We start from the raw sequence: 17734 nt of genomic DNA, 5'->3' as shown, positions 1-17734 counted from the left end.
TTTCCCGGTTTTTTTTATTTTCTGCCCGCCCGATTTGTCCGGGGCCCGCTGTATCTTTATATACGGACCACAAGGAGGCGCCAATGAAAACCGAACATAGAAACTCGATCAACCAAGAAAAAATATCCGCTCTGGCAGAAATGCTCGCAGATAAGCTCATCGAAGAAATCCGCAAAAGAGCCTTGGAAAAACACCAAAATTTCCCAAAAGAGGCGGCATAAAACAGAATGTTGCCAGAAAAAACCGATTGCCAAGGGACGTTTTCCTTACAGAATTCCGCAGGTCGGAGGTGGGAATGTCCCAAGGCGATTTTTTTCGGATCCGTAAAAGTTTTCTGATCGGTTTTATCGGTCTGACCCTGTTTTTCACAAACTCATGCGGTTATAACACGATCCAAGTCCAAGACGAGCAGGTAAAAGCTGCTTGGTCAGAAGTAATCAATATGTACCAGAGAAGAGCGGATCTCATCCCGAACCTGGTCAATACAGTAAAAGGTTACGCCGCTCAAGAAAAAGAAGTATTGATCGAGGTCACAAGAGCCAGAGCCAGTGTAGGTTCCGTCCAAGCAACACCTGAAGTACTAAATAATCCTGAACTGTTTGCAAAATTCAATCAGGCACAAGGACAAATGACCTCTGCATTATCCAGATTGATGGTGGTTGTAGAAAAATATCCGGACCTAAAATCGGACAAAAGTTTTATAGGCTTACAAGCTCAGTTAGAAGGTACTGAAAACAGGATCGCTGTTGCAAGAAACCGATATATCACTTCTGTTCAAGAATATAACATCACAGTCAGAACATTTCCAAACGTGATCACCGCTAAAATTTTCGGTTACGATGTGAAGCCGAATTTCAGCGTAGAAAACGAAAAAGAGATTTCTAAACCTCCTCAAGTCCAATTCTAAAAAATAGATTTCAGATGAGACGGTTGTTTTTTCTTCCATTTTTATTATTCAGTACCGGGATTTTCGCGGATCAGATCCCTATTCCCAAATTGGCGCATAGGGTCACAGACCTGACTTCTACATTAAGCGAAGAAGAAGTTTCTAATTTAGAAAATAAACTTAGAGACTTCGAAAAACGTAAAGGAAGCCAGGTGGTTTTGGTCATCATACCAACAACGGGTGATGAGACAATAGAGCAGTATTCTATTCGTTTAGCTGAAGATTGGAAAATAGGAAGAAAAGGTACTGCAGACGGAGTTATCTTTTTAGTCGCAAAAGACGATCGAAAAATGCGTTTTGAGATCGGACGAGGATTAGAAGGAGCCATACCGGACGTAGTCAGTAAAAGAATCCAGTTAGAATACGTTAGACCCCTATTCAAAGAAGGTAAATATTTCGAAGGAATTGACCAAGGAATCGAAAAGATACTCGGGCTTATCGACGGAGAACAATTGCCTGAACCAAGCTCCACCAGTTACGGATCATCAAACGCAGAAACAGAAGATGATAATTTCGGACTTTATATAGGAGCCTTGGTCGTAATAGGGATCGTAGTTGGATTCTTATTTAGAAAATTATTTAGCCTACTCCAAGCGGGAGTTGCTACTTACGCAGGATATTGGGTGGGGGGATTATTAGGTTTTTCTTTAGAAGTAATGCTTCCACTTTTGGTAATATTCTTTATACTGCTATGTATCATCTATATAGCGGCCAAAAATCCAGGTTCTGGTGGAGGAAGTGGATGGTCCGGAAGTTCTTGGAGCTCCTATAGTTCCGGTGACTCTGGCTGGGGTTCTTCTTCATCTTCAGGTGATTCTTTCAGCGGCGGAGGAGGAGATTTTAGCGGAGGAGGATCCTCTTCGGATTGGTAATTCTTATGAGCAAAAATCCTTCTTTAATCGAAAGACTTATACGCAATATTTTTGCAGGGTTCCTAGACTTATTCAGAATAGGAAATGGACCTCTATCAGGTTTTACTTTATTAAGAAAATATTTTAGTCCCAAGGAACTGAGAGAGATCACATCTGCAGTTGCAGATTCCGAAAAAACTCACAGAGGGGAATTAAAAGTAGCGGTCGAAACAAAGATCCCGATTTTCCAAATATTCTCCGGCAAAACCGCAAGAGATAGAGCGATAGAGATGTTCTCTTTCTTAAAAGTTTGGGACACAGAAGAAAATACAGGAATACTGATCTATATTCTTCTTTCTGAAAAGAAAATCGTAACCTTAGCAGATCGTGGTATTTACAAAAAGATAGGGCAAGAAAAATTGAATCTGATCTCTACTAAGATAGGAGAAGGTTTTAAATCCGGTGTTCCTAAAAATGCGATACTGACAGGGATTAAAGAACTAACGGAAGAACTGAGTAAACATTTTCCTGCCGGAAAGAAAAATCCGAACGAGGTCTCGAACGAACCTTATATAAGTTAGAAATATTAAAAACTTCTAATTCTATTAACCATAGAGTAGAGACCATTTCTACGGCTCATGGAAAGATGTTTATCCAGTCCGATCTCTTTTAGGAATTCTAAAGATGCAGACTTAATCTCTTCTTTTGTTCTTCCCGAAAAAACTCGTAAGAGTAATGCGATCATTCCTTTGGTGATCGCAGAATCGCTATCCGCTTGGATAAATAATTTGCCTTCTTTTTCTTCCGGAACAACCCAAACCCTGGATTGGCAACCTGGGACCAATCTATCTTCTGTTTTTAATTCCGGAGCCAAAACAGGAAGCTCGTCCCCTATCTCGATCAGCATCTGGTATCTTTCTTCCCAGTCTGCAGCTTCCGAGAACTCGGCGATAATTTCTTTTTGAGCTTCTTCCAGAGTCGGCATTCTTTTCCCCCAGGCACTTTTCTTCTAGGCTAAAAACCATGGTTTCCCCGGAAACAAAATAATCTGGAATTAAAGCATTTTTCAGAAATGATATCTGGGCCGCAGGACTTTTAATCTCTGCGACCCTTTGGTTATACTTTATATTTTCTTAATTTATTTGAACCATTTATTTTTGGCATATTTAATGAAGTATAGAATTCCAGCCGCGATCAATGCTAAAGGAATAATATAGATTAAAGATAGGATCAGTTTTAATCCGAGACTCGCCAAATCGATAAATGCATCTCCAAAACTTGGAACTTCTACCGCTTTAGGTTTTTTAGGACCGTACATATGGATACTGATTTTCGCCCAATTGACCCTATCTAGTATCTTCCATTTTTCGAACTCAGCAGAGTCTGCAGAATCTTCTGATTGCCCTATAAGTTCTTCAATCTCGGCTGCATTTCTTGGAGTGGATCTTGCACCAAGATCTGTTCTTCTTGCAATCCTGATCTTCTCCCTTTTTGCATGGATCTGCTCTAATGTATAATTTTCAGTATGATCTTCTACCTGTATATTTTCAGAAGTGAGAGTTCCTATTTTCTCCAATTCCATCAAGACCTGATATAGGTCGGCTGATTTTACATGAATGACTGCAGTCATACTTGGTTCAGTATCTCCTCCCCAATTCTGAAGACTTTCGCTCTGAACAAATCCATACTTACCTGAAAGTTCTAATAAGAATTTTCGAGCCGCGATAAAATCTTTCGTTTCGAAATTTAGATCTACCTTATATTCTAAAAGACGACCGATCTTCAGATTTCCGATCTTAGGAGTAGCAAAGGTCTTGATCTGGTCCTCTGGTGCTTCTTCCCTTTCGCCTGCCTTACCGGTAAGTTTTTTCTCGACCTCTTGCATTGGCTGTCCATCTGCAGAAGGCATAGGTGCAGATGCAGATCTAGAGAGCTGTAGATCGGAAACGTCCCCCGATTGCTTTTGGGAATTCTCAGCCTTACATACGAACAGAAAGGCAATGATTAAGATTGAAGTTAGAAAGCGAAACATTCATTTCTCCTAAAAATCCTATACGCCCTGAAACGAACCTCGGACATATTTAGGAAACTTTTTATTTAGAAACAAATGGATCGCTTTTTATTCCTCGATTTTTATCGAATGTTCGGCCTAAATACTTTCCCCATCATTTATAGAACAGGGGCAAAGATGACACCTAGTGTATCTATTTCATCCCCACTCCTACCATGAAATCCTATAATTCCCCATCCGTTAGGTGCTGAATAAGTAGTGCAGCTTGAAGTAGTAGATCCTCCTGTTAAGAATCTTCCTAGGCTTGTGCGAAATTGAGCATAAAAAATACGAGTATGACTATTTTTTACACCACTGCAAAGTTTTACTTGGTCTAAATACTCTCCCGATCCCAGACTCAAACTTTGTAAACTTCCCCCTGTTCCTCCATGGCTTAAAACTGTTCCATTCGTTAATTGTAAAGAAACCGCATCCACTCTTGATCCGGATCTTAAACTTAATTTAGATACAGATGGAGAAGAAGGAAGAGAATTCACATCATTGAATGCAGTTCCATGAGGTCCACCAAAGGAATCACTATACAATAAATTCTGAAAAAGAGAATAATTGAATGTAGAAGAGACTGCATAATGGTCTGAAAGAGGAACTCCTGTCACCGGATGCACAAATCTTGCCTCTTCTATCAAATAAGAACTAGGAGATAAAGAAATATAGGAATTCCCACGATAGAATATTTTATCCACTATCTCGCATCCTGCACTTGTTCTATGACCTTCGCAGTCCGTCAAAGCATCTGCTCCTTGTGTTGGATATGATCCACCTCGGATCAGCTGAATCCAAACATCAGTAAATCCGCGATTAATAAACTCTCTGATATTGTCGCCCGATCTGGTGTATCTCGTATTCGTGTCTCCCATCACGATCACTGCATTTCCTGCAGAATTGGATTCTATAAAATTCAGAATTTGTAATACATTAGATCTTCTAGCTGCGAGGTCGGCGTCTTCTGTACTTGCGTTCGTATGTAAATTATACACGTCCAAAAATACTCCGGGTGCTACCTTATGCCTTGCTAAAGTAAAACCTTTAGGAGTTAAACAATCCGTTCCATTACATGCATCCCAATCCACTCTTTGGAAATCCGAAAATGGAAAATAGGACAATGTATTCAAACCATCTCCAATCCCCATTCCACCACTTGTGGCGGATCTATAAGGATGCACATCGTTTGCATACAAACTTGCATGGTAATTAAAATCCTCTTGGACTTGAATCAGATCAAATGGAGTCATCAAGGGCCCCATATAAGGAGTGTTCTCACTTGGGTTCGAACTGGAAAAAGGTTCCAGGAGCCCTGCCACATTATAAGTGAGTAAAGAGAATGTTCCGGTGCCATTTACAGTATCGATAACCGCAAGGTCCGAATAGTTTGTTCCAATTTTCGTTTGGTCCGTTTTCTGGATCAGTCCTAATAAACTTTCCGTGTTTACAGCCTTCTCCCCGTTACAATTGAGCAGGAATATTAAAATCCCTGTCAAAAGAGAAAGGCTCTTTCTGCTTTGTTCGATTTTCATTTGGTTCTCCGTTTTGATATCGAACGAGCAGTATAAATATAAGTATTATATTCTAATTAGAAATTTCTTATATGGTCATTTTTTTATATTAAGGAACTCTTTTGCCTGTTCCAGCTTCTAAAACTTGGAACCATTCTTCTCTTTCTAACTGAACTTGAAATGATTTAATCGCCGATCTGATTCGATCCGGTTCGTTCGTCCCTAAAACTGGGACCAATTGTGCAGGATGATAGAGATACCAGGAGAATAATACTGCATCTATAGTTACATTCTTCTTCTTTGCCAGCTCTTCTAATGTTTTATATAAAACAGTTTCTTGTTCGGTTTTAGGTCGGAAGATCCTACCGCCTGCCGTGGGAGACCAAATCATAGGCTTAATATTTAATTCTTGGGCCTGATCAAATACTCCATTCACCAAAGGATCAGGATAAAATGGATGAAACTCTACTTGGTTTGTAACCAAAGGAAAATCCAATCTAGATTGCAAAAGTGAAAATTGCGAAGGAGTAAAATTCGAAACTCCGAAATATAGAACTTTGCCGCTTTCTTTCAGGGATCTAAAAGTTTTAGCAACCTCGTCTGCATTCATCAAAGGATCAGGTCGATGGATTAAGAGCAGATCTAGTTTATCTACATTTAGCTTTTTTAATGAATTTTCAGCAGAGCTTATTAGATATTTACCAGAAGTATCATAATGTTTTACTGAAATTCCTGAACGATTTGGCCCCGGAAGCTGAATTCCAGCCTTAGTCACTATCTTGATCTTATCTTTTAACCCAGGCTTAGACTTTAATGCTAAGCCGAATCTCTCTTCGTTTCCGTATTCGCCATATAGATCCGCATGATCAAAAGTATCTATTCCGGAATCCAGACAAACTTCTATCTTTTCTAAAATTCGATCGGTGCCTGATCCCTTTGGATCTGAGTGTAATCTCCAACAACCATAAACGAATCTGGAAAAACTTGGGCCTTCATTAGAAAGTGAAATTTTCATTTTCTTTCTCCAGTTGTTAAAGGAGTGACCGGTTCTCTTTCCGGAATTCTTCCTTGGGCTTTCGGTAATGAAACTGTTTTGATAAGGGGCAAAACTTTTTCTACGAATATTTTACATTTGTCTGCGAATCTATCTTCAGTTTCGGGCCACATCAAAAAAACATCGCAGTATTCTGCGCATAACCGTCTTGAGTCTTCTGAAATTCCACGAAGTATAATAAAGGACTTCCGTTTGTTTGGTAAGAAGAAGGAAGAAGAATATTCTGATAACCAAGTTCATCTACGAGTTGGATGATTTCTGCACAATGTTCGAAGCTATATCTTAGTTTTGGGTCGGGAACACCCAGATATTCATAGTCTCCGTTACAGAGATAGCAAAACCATGCCATCTCCACCCAAGAATCTTCCCAACGAATTTTAATAGAACTCACGGTATACCTATTTTAGAAGAAGCCACCGAATCAAGATGGAAATGAAAAGACTTGCCTTTCCATTCTACAGTTTTATAAAAGTTTTCATTCTCTAACGGGAGAGCCTTTATGAAAACAAATACAATTTCCCGATCTGGCAAATCCGCAATTAAGAAAGTTTCCGCTAACAAAACTAAGCCGAAAGGTATAGGAAGGGTAGAAAAATCTTTTTTCCCAGGAAAAGAACTTCCTAGGATTTACGGCCCTGGTGACACGAACGCTTTAGAGTCCGGATTTTTACCTGCATGGATCTCTAAAAATAAAAAGTCGATCGAGACTGACCTTTTGGAATACGGCGCAGTATTATTCAGAGGTTTTCAAATTTCTTCTGCCCAAGAATTCGAAGACGTTGCGCTTAGTTTAGATAAAAATCTGAAAACCGATTATTTGGGAACTTCTCCCAGAAACAAAGTTACTCAGTTTGTCCATACCGCAAGTGAACTTCCTCCTCATTATCCTATCATGCAGCATGCTGAGATGAGTTTTTTGGACAAACCTCCCCGCAAACTAATGTTCTTCTGCGCGGTTGCGCCCAAGGAGCATGGAGAAACTCCGATCGCAGATCTACGAAAAATCTACGAGGACCTGGATCCTGATCTACTGAAAAAGTTTGAAACTAAGGGAGTCAAATATATCCGCAAATACGACGGCCCTAACGCTTCTCGTTATAATCTTTGGAAAACAAAACGTTGGGACGAGATGTTCTCAACCAAAGAAAAAAAACAAGTCGAGAAGATTGCCGCGCAACAAAGATTCCAAGTAGAATGGTTGCCTGAAGATGGATTAAAACTCACTAATAAACAGGTTGCAGTACGTAAACACCCAATCGCCAAAACTAAAGCTTGGCATAATCATAGCCAAGTATTTCACCAAGATGCAGCCAGATTAGAATATGCAAAAATCCTAAAACAGCAAGGAACCATCCGAAGCTTTATCTTGGCAGGAGTTCTGTATGTTCTTACATTCTTAAAAAAGAAGTTAGTGGAACCTAAGGACCAGGATACAAATGTGATCTTCGGAGATGATTCCGAGATAAGTGTTTCCGAGATAGGCAAAGTCAGCCAAACATTCTGGAAACATCTATCCATATTCTCCTGGCAAAAAGGGGACGTTCTTTTGATAGACAATTATTCTGTTTCCCACGGAAGATTACCATTCTCCGGTCCAAGGGAAATTTTAGTCACCTGGACGGACTAAAATATAGTTTAAAAAAATCTAAAATATTAAACGCGGCGGACGACTCGTCTGCCGAAGGAAATACATGCAAGATTACGATTTAGTCAGATTGAATTTCAGTCCAGGTGGACTCTTTGTCTTGAATATTTGTCTTGGACTCATCATGTATGGGGTCTCTTTAGAATTGACCATCGCTGATTTTACAAATTTAAGAAAACAGCCTAAAGCAGCCATTGTTGGTCTCTTCTCCCAATTAGTATTATTACCCGCAATCACAGTAGGATTACTTTATATTCTAAAACCTCATCCGGGTTTAGCTCTTGGAATGATTTTAGTGGCAGCTTGTCCTGGCGGGAATATGTCCAATTTTATCAGTCTGCTCGCAAAAGGAAATGTTCCTCTTTCCATTTCGCTAACTGCAACCACGACAGTCCTTGCTTGGTTCTTTACTCCATTTAACTTTTTCTTCTGGGGAAAACTATATTCTCCTGCTGCAGACAGATTAAAAGAGATCAGCTTAAATCCGGCAGATGTATTTCTTTCTATTTTTCTAATATTGGTCTTACCTTTAGTTTTAGGAGCTTTAACGAATCATTTTCTACCAAAGGTTGCGTCTTCTTTAAAAAAACCGATGAGAATTGGATCTACAGTTCTATTGGGTGTTTTTATATTGATTGCATTTGTTGGTAACTGGAGATCTTTCGTCGAGTTCGGACCGATTTTGTTTTGGCTTGTACTTCTTCATAACGGATCGGCGTTGACAGTAGGATATCTTGCCTCTTGGATCGCAGGTCTTGCTCATAAAGAAAGAAAAACAATCTCCTTAGAAACCGGACTCCAAAACTCTGGACTTGGTCTTATCTTAATTTTTACATTCTTTCAAGGAATAGGATCTATGGCACTCATCGCTGCTTGGTGGGGGGTATGGCATTTGATTAGCGGACTTTTCTTAGCTGCTATCTGGGGAAGAGAAAAAACAACTTAATGCCAAAGCCTGTTCTTTCCTTCTGGTTTGAATTTGCTAGCACCTATTCTTACTTAACAGTGGGAAGGATCAAATCGTTAGCAGACAAAGAAGGTATTCAATTAGAATGGAAACCTTTTTTGCTCGGACCAATTTTTAAAGACCAAGGAATGTCCGATTCTCCTTTTAATCTTTTTCCCACAAAGGGAAAGTATATGTGGAAGGATTTAGAGAGAAGGACCAAAAAATATGGGCTTCCTTTTTCTAAACCCGATATTTTTCCTCAAAACGGTCTGAAAGCGGCTCGGATCACGATCGCAAATCTAGATAAACCTTGGATCTACGATTTTATATTAGAAGTTTTTAAAGTAGAATTCTCTAAAAATTTGGACATCTCAGATGTCACTATTCTTTCTGAGCTCTTACGATCCTTGGACCAAAATCCGGAAAATATACTCTCCTCTTCTGAATTGGAAAAAAACAAAAACAAACTCAGGGAAAATACAGAACAAGCCAGGAAGCTCGGAATATTTGGAGCACCCAGTTTTATTGCAAACGGAGAATTATTCTGGGGAGACGATCGTTTAGAAGATGCGATCGCTTTTTTAAAGAACGTCCCTAATTAATTTTCATACTAGTTAACGATACCGAACTCTGGATGATATCATTATAAAAATGGATCTCTTCCTTCTCTCCTGCCAAAGCTAATGCATATAACATAGGAAAATAATGTTCAGGAGTCGGAATGGCAATCTGTACAGCAGTTCCTAATTTTTGGTAATTTGCTAAACTCTTCCAATCTCTTTTTTGGATTAGGTCCTTGAAGGTTTCATTAGCATCCAATGCCCAGTCGTGAGCTTTATCTTGGTTTTTCCAATCATAAAGACGTAAGTTATGGACCAAATCCCCACTTCCCAAGACAAGCACACCTTGTTCCCTCAACTTGGACAAAGACTTTGCAAATTCGTAATGCCATTCACCAGACTTGGTCGCATCCAAACTCAATTGAACTACTGGAATATTTGCCTTTGGATACATGTTTCGAAGCACACTCCAAGTTCCGTGATCCAATCCCCAAGAATCATCTTGGATCACTTGTGCATCTTTGGACTTAGAAAGTTCTTCTGCGAGTTTTGGATCTCCAGGCGCAGAATATTGTACATCAAATAATTCCTGAGGAAATCCGTAGAAATCATGAATGGTAGGAGGAGACTGATTAGAGGTTACGTATGTTCCTCTAGTAAACCAATGAGCAGAAATACTTAAGATTGCCTTAGGCTCCGGAAAATCTTTGGTAGATTCCGCCCAGGTGTCGGCTAACGGATTTGGACCGAGAGCGTTCATTGGACTTCCATGGCCTACAAAAAATACCGGTAATTTCTGCATAATATCCTTCTTTGTTATTAGACTCCTTGTAATTAAAAATATTACAAGATGTCTAAATTTTTCCCCGGAAAATAAGAATGATCCGACTTATTTTCCTTTGTAAAGTTCGAAAACCTTAGGTCTGATTTTTGATTTGGAAAAATGTTGGTTAGAAGCCGCTTTACCTTTTCTTAGTTTTTTCTGCTCTTCTGGAGGCAAAGCTGCAATCTTTTGGCATTCGGTAGAACAACAATTATCGAATTTTTCTGCACAAGATTCACATTGGATAAATAGAATGTGACAGGCTGGATTTGCACAATTGATATGCCTTGCGGATTTTTGATCACACTGGTGGCATTCACTTAGTATTTCTTCTCCCACAGTTTCCTGGAGTCTCGCGTCGAACACGAAATTTTTTCCCTTAAACTTGGAGTCCAATCCCTTCTCTTTAATTTCAGAAGCGTAAGAAATAATTCCGCCATGTAACTGATATACATTTTGAAATCCATGATGTTTAAGATAAGCGGAAGCCTTCTCGCACCGGATCCCGCCGGTGCAATACATTATGATTTCTTTATCCTTTTTATCATGAAGAAGGTCTATGATCAAAGGTAATTCTTCTCTAAAAGTATCCGCTTGAGGAAGTAACGCTCCTTCGAAATGACCTATTTCTGATTCATAATGGTTGCGAACATCCACAACAATCGTTTCGGAAGATTCTAATTTTTTATTAAATTCTTCGGCGTTTAAGTGGGTACCTACATTCGTTACATCAAAAGTATCATCTGCAAGACCATCTGCCACGATCTTATTGCGAACTCGGATGTCCAATTTTAAGAATGAATACGACTTTTGTTCTACTGCAACCTTGAATGGAACATCTTTGAATTCTTTTCTCGCATCTATTGAGTCTCTGAATTTTTGAAAATTGAATTCAGGCACTGATAATTGAGCATTGATCCCTTCTCTTGCGAGATAGATCCTTCCCAAAACTCCCAAAGATTCCCATTCTCTATATAGTTCATTACGGAGAAGGTTAGGATCTTCTAAAATCACATATTTATAAAAGGAAATAGTAGTACGCTGGAAGTCCTCTGCCTCTATCTTTTTCTTTAAAATATCCTTACTATAAATATTATGAAGAGGTTTATGTTTCATATGAGAGCAGATCTTTCCTAATAATTAGGATTTGTTGGACCTCCTAACTGGCAAGCCCAAAAACCGGAATTTGGAACATGACATTTATCCTTCTATAATGCTTGCCCTCCCCTTCTGACAAAATTAGATTTTGTCCCATGCCTAAATCTAAATCACCGGTTCCAAAGAAATTATTAGGAGGAGAAAATTCCAAGGCGGAAGACGTGACCCGCGAAGTCCGAAAACTCGCCGATCCAAAAGCAGTCGAAATACTCTCCCGATTTTTCAAAACAGGAAAGGGTCAATATGGAGAGGGTGATCTATTCCTAGGAATAAAGGTCCCACCTTTACGCAAAATTTCCAAATTATACAAGGGACTTCCTTTGTCTGAACTTCAGAAAATCGTAAAATCAACGTACCATGAAGAAAGACTTTTAGGATTTTTTATTCTTTGCGAGAAGTTCCAAAAAACGCCTGAAGGAGGTCGTAAGGAACTGCACTTATTCTATTTAAAAAACTTAAAATACGTGAATAATTGGGATATCGTAGATCTAAGTTCCAGAGAAATGATCGGTGATTATCTTTTAGATAAGAAAAGAGACATCCTATACAAACTCGTTAAATCGAATAATATGTGGGAAAGAAGGGTCGCAATCATTTCCACTTATGCATTTATTCGCAAAGGAGACTTTAAAGACACCTTAAAGATCTCCGAAAACCTCTTAACGGATAAAGAAGATCTAATTCATAAAGCTGTGGGCTGGATGCTAAGAGAAGTTGGTAATAGAAGTCTTAAACCGGAGACTGACTTTTTAGATAAACATGCCCATAAGATGCCCAGGACCATGCTTAGATATGCGATTGAAAAGTTTCCTACTAAGTTAAAGTTGAAATATATGAAGGTTCGAAAGGAATAAAAGACCTTTAATGCTATGCTGCATAAGCGGTTTTGAATTCATGGAAGAAACGATACTAGAGCCTAAATCTTTCCTTTATGTTTAAGTAGGACCATTCATTCTACAAAGATCCAAGCTCTTAGCCAGACAGGCACAATCGTAGGGACACCGTGAAAATTTACACGGAGATATCCCAGGAGCAATCTTTGAAACCCAAAAAAACCTTTAATGAACTCGGGCTATCCGAGGACGTCCTAAACGCAGTATCCGATCTTGGATTTACTGAACCTTCTTCCATTCAATCCGAGGCAATTCCTCTTATTCTTTCCGGAAAAGATGTAATCGGTCATTCCCGAACTGGAACCGGTAAAACAGCAGCATTTGCAATTCCAAGTTTAGAAATATTAGAAGAAGGAGAACAATCTCCACAAGTACTAGTACTCTGTCCTACCAGAGAATTGGTAGTTCAAGTTGCAGAAGAATATAGAAAATTAGGAAAATATAAAGAAGATTTTCAAGTTGTCGCAATCTATGGTGGAGATGATATCACCAAACAATTCAAGGCATTAAAAAGAAAACCACAAGTGATCGTTGGAACTCCAGGAAGGACCATGGATCATATGGACAGAAAGACCTTGGATCTAAGAGAGATCAAAATGGTGATCCTGGACGAAGCTGACGAAATGTTAGACATGGGATTTTTAGAGGATATGGAAATCATCCTCGCAAAAGTTCCGGAAGAAAGACAAACAATCCTATTCTCTGCAACTCTATCTGCAAAAGTTATGGGAATCACTAAAAAGTTCCAAAATTCTCCTAAGATCGTAGATGTTACAGGTGGAAAAGCGGACAGACCAAAGATCAAACAGATCTATTTCGAAATGAGAGAAGGCCTCAAATCTGAAGCTTTAATCCGTCTTTTAGAATTCCACACTCCTAAAGCATCATTAGTATTTTGTAATACAAAAGTCAGAGTGGATGAACTTGTAGAATTTCTGAAGTCCAAAGGTGTATTCTCAGAAGGATTACATGGAGATCTTTCCCAAAACCAAAGGAATAAGGTAATGTCCGGATTCCGTTCAGGATTAGTTACCGTTCTTGTGGCAACAGACGTAGCCGGAAGAGGAATTGATGTAAGCGATGTAGAAGCAGTAGTCAATTACGATATCCCAAGAGACTCTGAAGACTATGTTCACCGTATCGGAAGAACAGGAAGAGCCGGAAGAAAAGGACTCGCACTCAGTTTTGTTTCCAATAAAGAATTTAGAACATTACGCAAGATCAGAGAAGATCACGAATTCGAAATGGAACTCGGAAAAGTTCCTGATATTGCAGAACTAACCGAGAAGAAATTTTTGGAATTTTCTCATATAGTTAAAGAAGTTGCGGAAGAAGGAGATGTTTCTGAATATTCCAAACTTGTAAAGAAACTCACCTCTGAAGGAGTTCCTGCAGAACGTTTAGCAGCTGCACTTTTTAAATTGGCACTTGCGGAGAAGTCGGAAAAATTCGACTCGGACGTACGTTTCGACCAAGACCAAAGAGGTTTCAGAGAAAAGGAAAATTCCTCCCGTAATGACCGAGACAGACGTTTTGGAGGAAAATCAAATCAGAAAGGAAAACGGGATCATAAGGATAAAAATCGAAACTCCAATCGATTCCACCGTGGTGGCAGTAGCAACAGCAGCGGAAGTAAAAAAGGTTCCAGCTCTGGTTCCAGTTCCGGTGGACCTTCTCGCAAAAAAGGAAAACGTTAATTTTTTAAATTTTTTCAAAGGACCCTAGATTTGTCCGGGGTCCCCATAAAATGGAAATTCTATCCTGGAAATAGGTATCCTGAATTGTACCGAATTCCAAAAAGGAGTCAAAATGGAATTTGCAATCGTATTACTCGTAGGTCTTTTCATTGGCTTTGGTCTAGCATTCTTCTTAGCCAAAGCTCTTTATTCAAAAGAGTCAGGGATCAATCCGAGTGAACATGAAAAACTAAAATTAGAAAAAGCGGGACTTCTCACCTCCGAACAAAGATCCAAGGAAAGGATACTTCAGTTAGAAAAAGAGTTTAAAGAGAATTCTGAAAAAACGGAAAAAGCAATCGGCTATTACCAGGCCATGAAAAAGGAATCCGATCTTTTAAAGGAAAGATTGGAGAACCAAAAAAAAGAATTCGAAGAACTCATGTCCAAACTGGATGAAAAGTTCAAACATGCGGCCAATCAAGCTCTCTTAGATAATTCCCAAAAATTCAATCAACAAACTCACGAAAAGATGAATGATCTACTTCGTCCCTTTAAGGAAGAAATAGAAAAATTCGGAGTGAAGGTAGAACTTTCACACAAAGAGCATAAGGATGATACGGCGAACCTAAAGGCTCAAATTAATAATCTATTAGAAATGAATAAAACACTTTCGGAAGACGCTAAAAGTTTGGCTTCCGCTCTGAAAGGAAATTCGAAAACCCAAGGAGATTGGGGAGAAGGTATTTTGGAGAATATACTTCAAAATAGCGGCCTAGTCAAAGGAAGAGAATATACAGCTCAAGAATCTGTACAAACAGAAGATGGAAGATTGAGACCGGATATAGTAGTCAAACTGCCTTCCGGAAAATCAATCGTAATAGATTCCAAGGTTTCCCTGACAGCTTACGTAGAATATGCTTCCGCAGAGACGGAAGACGTAAAAAAAGCAGCACTCCAAAGACATTTAAAAAGTTTATATGAACATGTCTCAGGACTATACAAGAAAAACTACCAATCTCTCTATGGAATAGAATCTCTAGACTTTGTACTGATGTTCCTGCCAGTGGAACCTTCTTATTATGAAGCTGTCCGAACAGATCCTAAATTTTTGGAAGATGCATACGCTAAAAATATTCTGATAGTAACTCCTTCTACCCTAATGGTTTCCTTAAAGATGGTAGCAAATCTTTGGAGAAAGGAAAAACAAAACAAAAACTCAGAACAGATCGCAGAAGAATCTGGTAAGATGTATGATAAGATCGTAGAGATCGTTACCGCATTGGAAGTTTTAGGAAAATCTATAGATAAGTCCAGAGACAACTACGATGCTGTCCTCGGAAAATTAAAATCAGGCAGAGGAAATCTTTTAGGAAGAGCGGAAAATATTCGCAAATTAGGAGCCAAAGTTCGCAAGTCTTTGGATTCTGCTTCAGAAGATTCTCAGGACGATGCAGAAGAAACTCTATTTTTAAATGGAGAATAATCTGAAAAATTAAGCCAGATCCGGACCGGGCTGCACTTTTACAGCGGAAGAATAAATTTGTTCCGTGCAACGTTTTAAGTATAAGTTCGCAGCCCTGTCTCCTGAATAAATTCTTAAAGCCTCTCTGAAAGATTCTCCAGAATCTAAATATTTCCCGAAATAAAACAGTTCCACACCCCTTTCAAAATCACTTTTGGATTTTAGGAATGCTTCCTTTTCGGTTTTGCTTAAATGATCTCCGAGCTCATAAATTGCTCTATGTTCTTTTTTTCCTCTAAACTTAAGTTTATCCAATTTACGAAGTAAAAAGTTTTCGGGAAATTTTAGTTTAGAATAAGTATCTTCACTTATCAATATACTAGAACCATAATATTTATTTAAAGTCTCCAACTTGGAAGCAAGATGGACTGCATCAGAGATAACAGTGCTTTCCATACGGTCTCCTGAACCAACAAGTCCCATCATCAAGGAACCAGTATGAATGCCTATCCCAACTCCGATCGCACGATTTCCTTGGTCCATTCTTCTTTGATTATAATCTAAAATACGATTTTGCATGGAAATAGCAGCATTCACAGCATCGTCTGCACTTTCTGGAAAAAGAGCCATGATAGCATCTCCAAAATACTTATCCACAAAACCATGATTAGAATGAATAAGAGGCTCCATCTCCGAAATATAAGAATTTAATAATTCAAAACTTTCTTTGGAATCCAGACTTTCCGAAATTTCAGTAAAAGATCTGATATCGGCAAACAAGATGGTCATTTCCTTTTTGATCTGGTCACCTGGCCTCATATCCTCCAGCTTTCCCTTTCCTAAAAATTCCAAAAAGCTGATAGGAACAAATCTGCTATAAGTCTCGTTCAGACGTTGTAGACGATCCGAAAGTTTCTCTTTTTCACTGTATAGATCTCTGTATCTGGAAGATAAAATAAATGTTTGAGTAAGAATGGCAACAAACAGACCAATCGGAATAATAAATCTTGCAAATATGATCTGTCTGGCTGCCAGCATATCAAAAATCCCGGCCACAATCAAAGCAAAGATCGCAAATCCAATAACAAGAGAATATTGTTCTTTGTGGATAATTGCCCTAAAAAGCACCACAATTGCAAATGCAACACCTACTAAAAATACAAACTGAAAATATGGGACAGGAATAGAAGGGATAGGGAAAGGAAAAATTGTACTTAATGAAAATGTAAACGAGATTATATAGAATAATAACATCCATTTCCGAGGGAAATATGCGGGAAAGGAATGTCGGACAAAATGCAGTCCCAAAGGTAAGGCTGCATACATGGTTAGATATTCCAAGTTCATGGAAAGTGGATAATCCGCCCAAGGAAAATAGAATTGGATCAGTTTTTCTTCAGTAACGAATATCCGAAGGAATAAACAAAAACAAAATAATGCAAAGACGAGAGGAGTGCGATCCTTCCTCCTTAGAAAGAAAAGCCCAAGATGATAGATGGTAGACATGAAAAAAAGTCCGGACAGAAAAAGATCCCAATCCCTAAGCATTAGAGTTTCTTTATAAAGTATCCTTGCATCACCAAAACGGATATCGAACCAAAGACCGGTCAACCTATGATGAAAATTAGAAATTTTGAAACTAATATCCACTTCTTTAGTGGATTCATCCCATTCATAATAAACCGGTCTATTGTCAGGAGCGCTCGTCTCGAAAGAAGTTCCAGGCTCTCCTGAACTACCGACAGAAACACCATTGATCAAAATTTCAAAAGCAGTTGCCTGGTGTTTGGAATAAATCCCCAAACGTCCATGCTTCTCCGGAAGAAGTATTTTCAATTTAAGAAGTGCGTAACCGGTGCCTGGCCAAACTCCTGGAATTTTACGAAATTCTGGAGGCTTTTCAGAATGAGGATCAGGTTGAAAAGTATTTGGAAAAAAAGCCCACTCTCCCTGCAGATTGAATGTTGGATTGGATCTATAATCCCAATGGGTTAAATCCAAGATCCCTTTTTGAGCAACTGGTGCATCCGCAGATGAGCACGAAACTAAGAAGATATAGAAAATTATAGAAAGTAAATATTGAGATCGGAAAACTGTCGGCTCAGAGTCCATCGTTTTAATCAATCATTGATCTATGAAAACGACAGGTT

The 17734-nt window shown here is 38.9% G+C and carries 19 protein-coding genes; 10 read left to right on the top strand and 9 right to left on the bottom strand.

Annotated elements, in window-relative coordinates; genetic code table 11:
* Positions 1–83 precede the first annotated feature (83 nt).
* The 4 genes from B1C82_RS20635 to B1C82_RS02995 all read left to right on the top strand — a co-directional run bounded on the left by B1C82_RS20635 (position 84) and on the right by B1C82_RS02995 (position 2378).
* Positions 84–221, top strand: a complete 138-nt coding sequence (locus tag B1C82_RS20635) for a hypothetical protein (RefSeq protein ID WP_165780257.1) — start codon at positions 84–86, stop codon at positions 219–221.
* A gap of 74 nt (positions 222–295) precedes the next feature.
* Positions 296–907, top strand: a complete 612-nt coding sequence (locus tag B1C82_RS03005; RefSeq protein WP_086446136.1) for a LemA family protein — start codon at positions 296–298, stop codon at positions 905–907.
* 14 nt (positions 908–921) lie between these two features.
* Complete coding sequence (locus B1C82_RS03000) at positions 922–1818, top strand: TPM domain-containing protein (protein WP_086446135.1); 897 nt, start codon at positions 922–924, stop codon at positions 1816–1818.
* Positions 1819–1823: 5 nt separating this feature from the next.
* Positions 1824–2378 carry a TPM domain-containing protein gene (locus B1C82_RS02995; protein ID WP_086446134.1) on the top strand — a complete coding sequence of 185 codons (555 nt, stop codon included), beginning with the start codon at positions 1824–1826 and terminating at the stop codon, positions 2376–2378.
* A 5-nt stretch (positions 2379–2383) separates the two neighbouring features.
* On the opposite strand, the gene B1C82_RS02990 is transcribed toward B1C82_RS02995, so the two are convergent.
* The 6 genes from B1C82_RS02990 to B1C82_RS20790 form a co-directional block, all read right to left on the bottom strand.
* Positions 2384–2782 carry a SufE family protein gene (locus tag B1C82_RS02990; protein ID WP_086446133.1) on the bottom strand — a complete coding sequence of 133 codons (399 nt, stop codon included), beginning with the start codon at positions 2780–2782 and terminating at the stop codon, positions 2384–2386.
* Positions 2783–2935: 153 nt separating this feature from the next.
* A complete protein-coding gene (locus B1C82_RS02985) occupies positions 2936–3829 on the bottom strand; it encodes a DUF4349 domain-containing protein (RefSeq protein ID WP_086446132.1) in 894 nt (297 codons plus the stop codon).
* A gap of 137 nt (positions 3830–3966) precedes the next feature.
* A complete protein-coding gene (locus B1C82_RS02980) occupies positions 3967–5382 on the bottom strand; it encodes a jacalin-like lectin (RefSeq protein ID WP_086446131.1) in 1416 nt (471 codons plus the stop codon).
* 88 nt (positions 5383–5470) lie between these two features.
* Positions 5471–6376 carry an aldo/keto reductase gene (locus tag B1C82_RS02975; RefSeq protein ID WP_086446130.1) on the bottom strand — a complete coding sequence of 302 codons (906 nt, stop codon included), beginning with the start codon at positions 6374–6376 and terminating at the stop codon, positions 5471–5473.
* The gene (locus tag B1C82_RS20795) at positions 6373–6528 is read right to left on the bottom strand and encodes a hypothetical protein (RefSeq protein WP_234008455.1); all 156 of its coding nucleotides are present in this window, start codon (positions 6526–6528) and stop codon (positions 6373–6375) included. Before B1C82_RS20795 ends, B1C82_RS02975 begins: the two co-directional genes overlap by 4 nt.
* Entirely contained in the window at positions 6528–6806 is a 279-nt protein-coding gene (locus B1C82_RS20790; RefSeq protein WP_234008454.1) for an LLM class oxidoreductase, read from the bottom strand. The genes B1C82_RS20795 and B1C82_RS20790 overlap by 1 nt, the downstream gene beginning before the upstream one ends.
* 108 nt (positions 6807–6914) lie before the next feature.
* Between B1C82_RS20790 and B1C82_RS02965 the strand changes: the two genes are divergently transcribed.
* The 3 genes from B1C82_RS02965 (at position 6915) to B1C82_RS02955 (ending at position 9611) form a co-directional block, all read left to right on the top strand.
* Entirely contained in the window at positions 6915–8042 is a 1128-nt protein-coding gene (locus tag B1C82_RS02965; RefSeq protein WP_086446129.1) for a TauD/TfdA family dioxygenase, read from the top strand.
* Between the two features lie 64 nt (positions 8043–8106).
* Positions 8107–9006, top strand: a complete 900-nt coding sequence (locus B1C82_RS02960) for a bile acid:sodium symporter family protein (protein ID WP_086446128.1) — start codon at positions 8107–8109, stop codon at positions 9004–9006.
* Positions 9006–9611, top strand: a complete 606-nt coding sequence (locus B1C82_RS02955) for a 2-hydroxychromene-2-carboxylate isomerase (RefSeq protein ID WP_086446127.1) — start codon at positions 9006–9008, stop codon at positions 9609–9611. The genes B1C82_RS02960 and B1C82_RS02955 overlap by 1 nt, the downstream gene beginning before the upstream one ends.
* On the opposite strand, the gene ygiD is transcribed toward B1C82_RS02955, so the two are convergent.
* Entirely contained in the window at positions 9604–10371 is a 768-nt protein-coding gene (ygiD, locus tag B1C82_RS02950; RefSeq protein WP_086446126.1) for a 4,5-DOPA-extradiol-dioxygenase, read from the bottom strand. The two genes, B1C82_RS02955 and ygiD, sit on opposite strands and share 8 nt — an antisense overlap.
* 87 nt (positions 10372–10458) lie before the next feature.
* Positions 10459–11508, bottom strand: a complete 1050-nt coding sequence (gene trhO / locus B1C82_RS02945) for an oxygen-dependent tRNA uridine(34) hydroxylase TrhO (RefSeq protein ID WP_086446125.1) — start codon at positions 11506–11508, stop codon at positions 10459–10461.
* Between the two features lie 137 nt (positions 11509–11645).
* On the opposite strand from trhO, the gene B1C82_RS02940 reads away from it, so the two are divergent.
* The 3 genes from B1C82_RS02940 to B1C82_RS02930 all read left to right on the top strand — a co-directional run bounded on the left by B1C82_RS02940 (position 11646) and on the right by B1C82_RS02930 (position 15605).
* The gene (locus B1C82_RS02940) at positions 11646–12404 is read left to right on the top strand and encodes a DNA alkylation repair protein (protein ID WP_086446124.1); all 759 of its coding nucleotides are present in this window, start codon (positions 11646–11648) and stop codon (positions 12402–12404) included.
* Positions 12405–12589: 185 nt separating this feature from the next.
* Entirely contained in the window at positions 12590–14140 is a 1551-nt protein-coding gene (locus B1C82_RS02935; RefSeq protein ID WP_086446123.1) for a DEAD/DEAH box helicase, read from the top strand.
* Between the two features lie 112 nt (positions 14141–14252).
* Entirely contained in the window at positions 14253–15605 is a 1353-nt protein-coding gene (locus tag B1C82_RS02930; RefSeq protein WP_086446122.1) for a DNA recombination protein RmuC, read from the top strand.
* Between the two features lie 9 nt (positions 15606–15614).
* Here the strand turns inward: B1C82_RS02930 and B1C82_RS02925 are convergent, their stop codons facing one another.
* A complete protein-coding gene (locus tag B1C82_RS02925; RefSeq protein WP_086446121.1) occupies positions 15615–17696 on the bottom strand; it encodes an adenylate/guanylate cyclase domain-containing protein in 2082 nt (693 codons plus the stop codon).
* Positions 17697–17734 lie beyond the last annotated feature (38 nt).

This window comes from Leptospira venezuelensis, assembly GCF_002150035.1.
Lineage (GTDB): Bacteria > Spirochaetota > Leptospiria > Leptospirales > Leptospiraceae > Leptospira_B > Leptospira_B venezuelensis.
The sequence above is the reverse complement of the archived record's forward strand: the minus strand, read 5'-3'. Positions and strand labels throughout refer to the sequence as shown.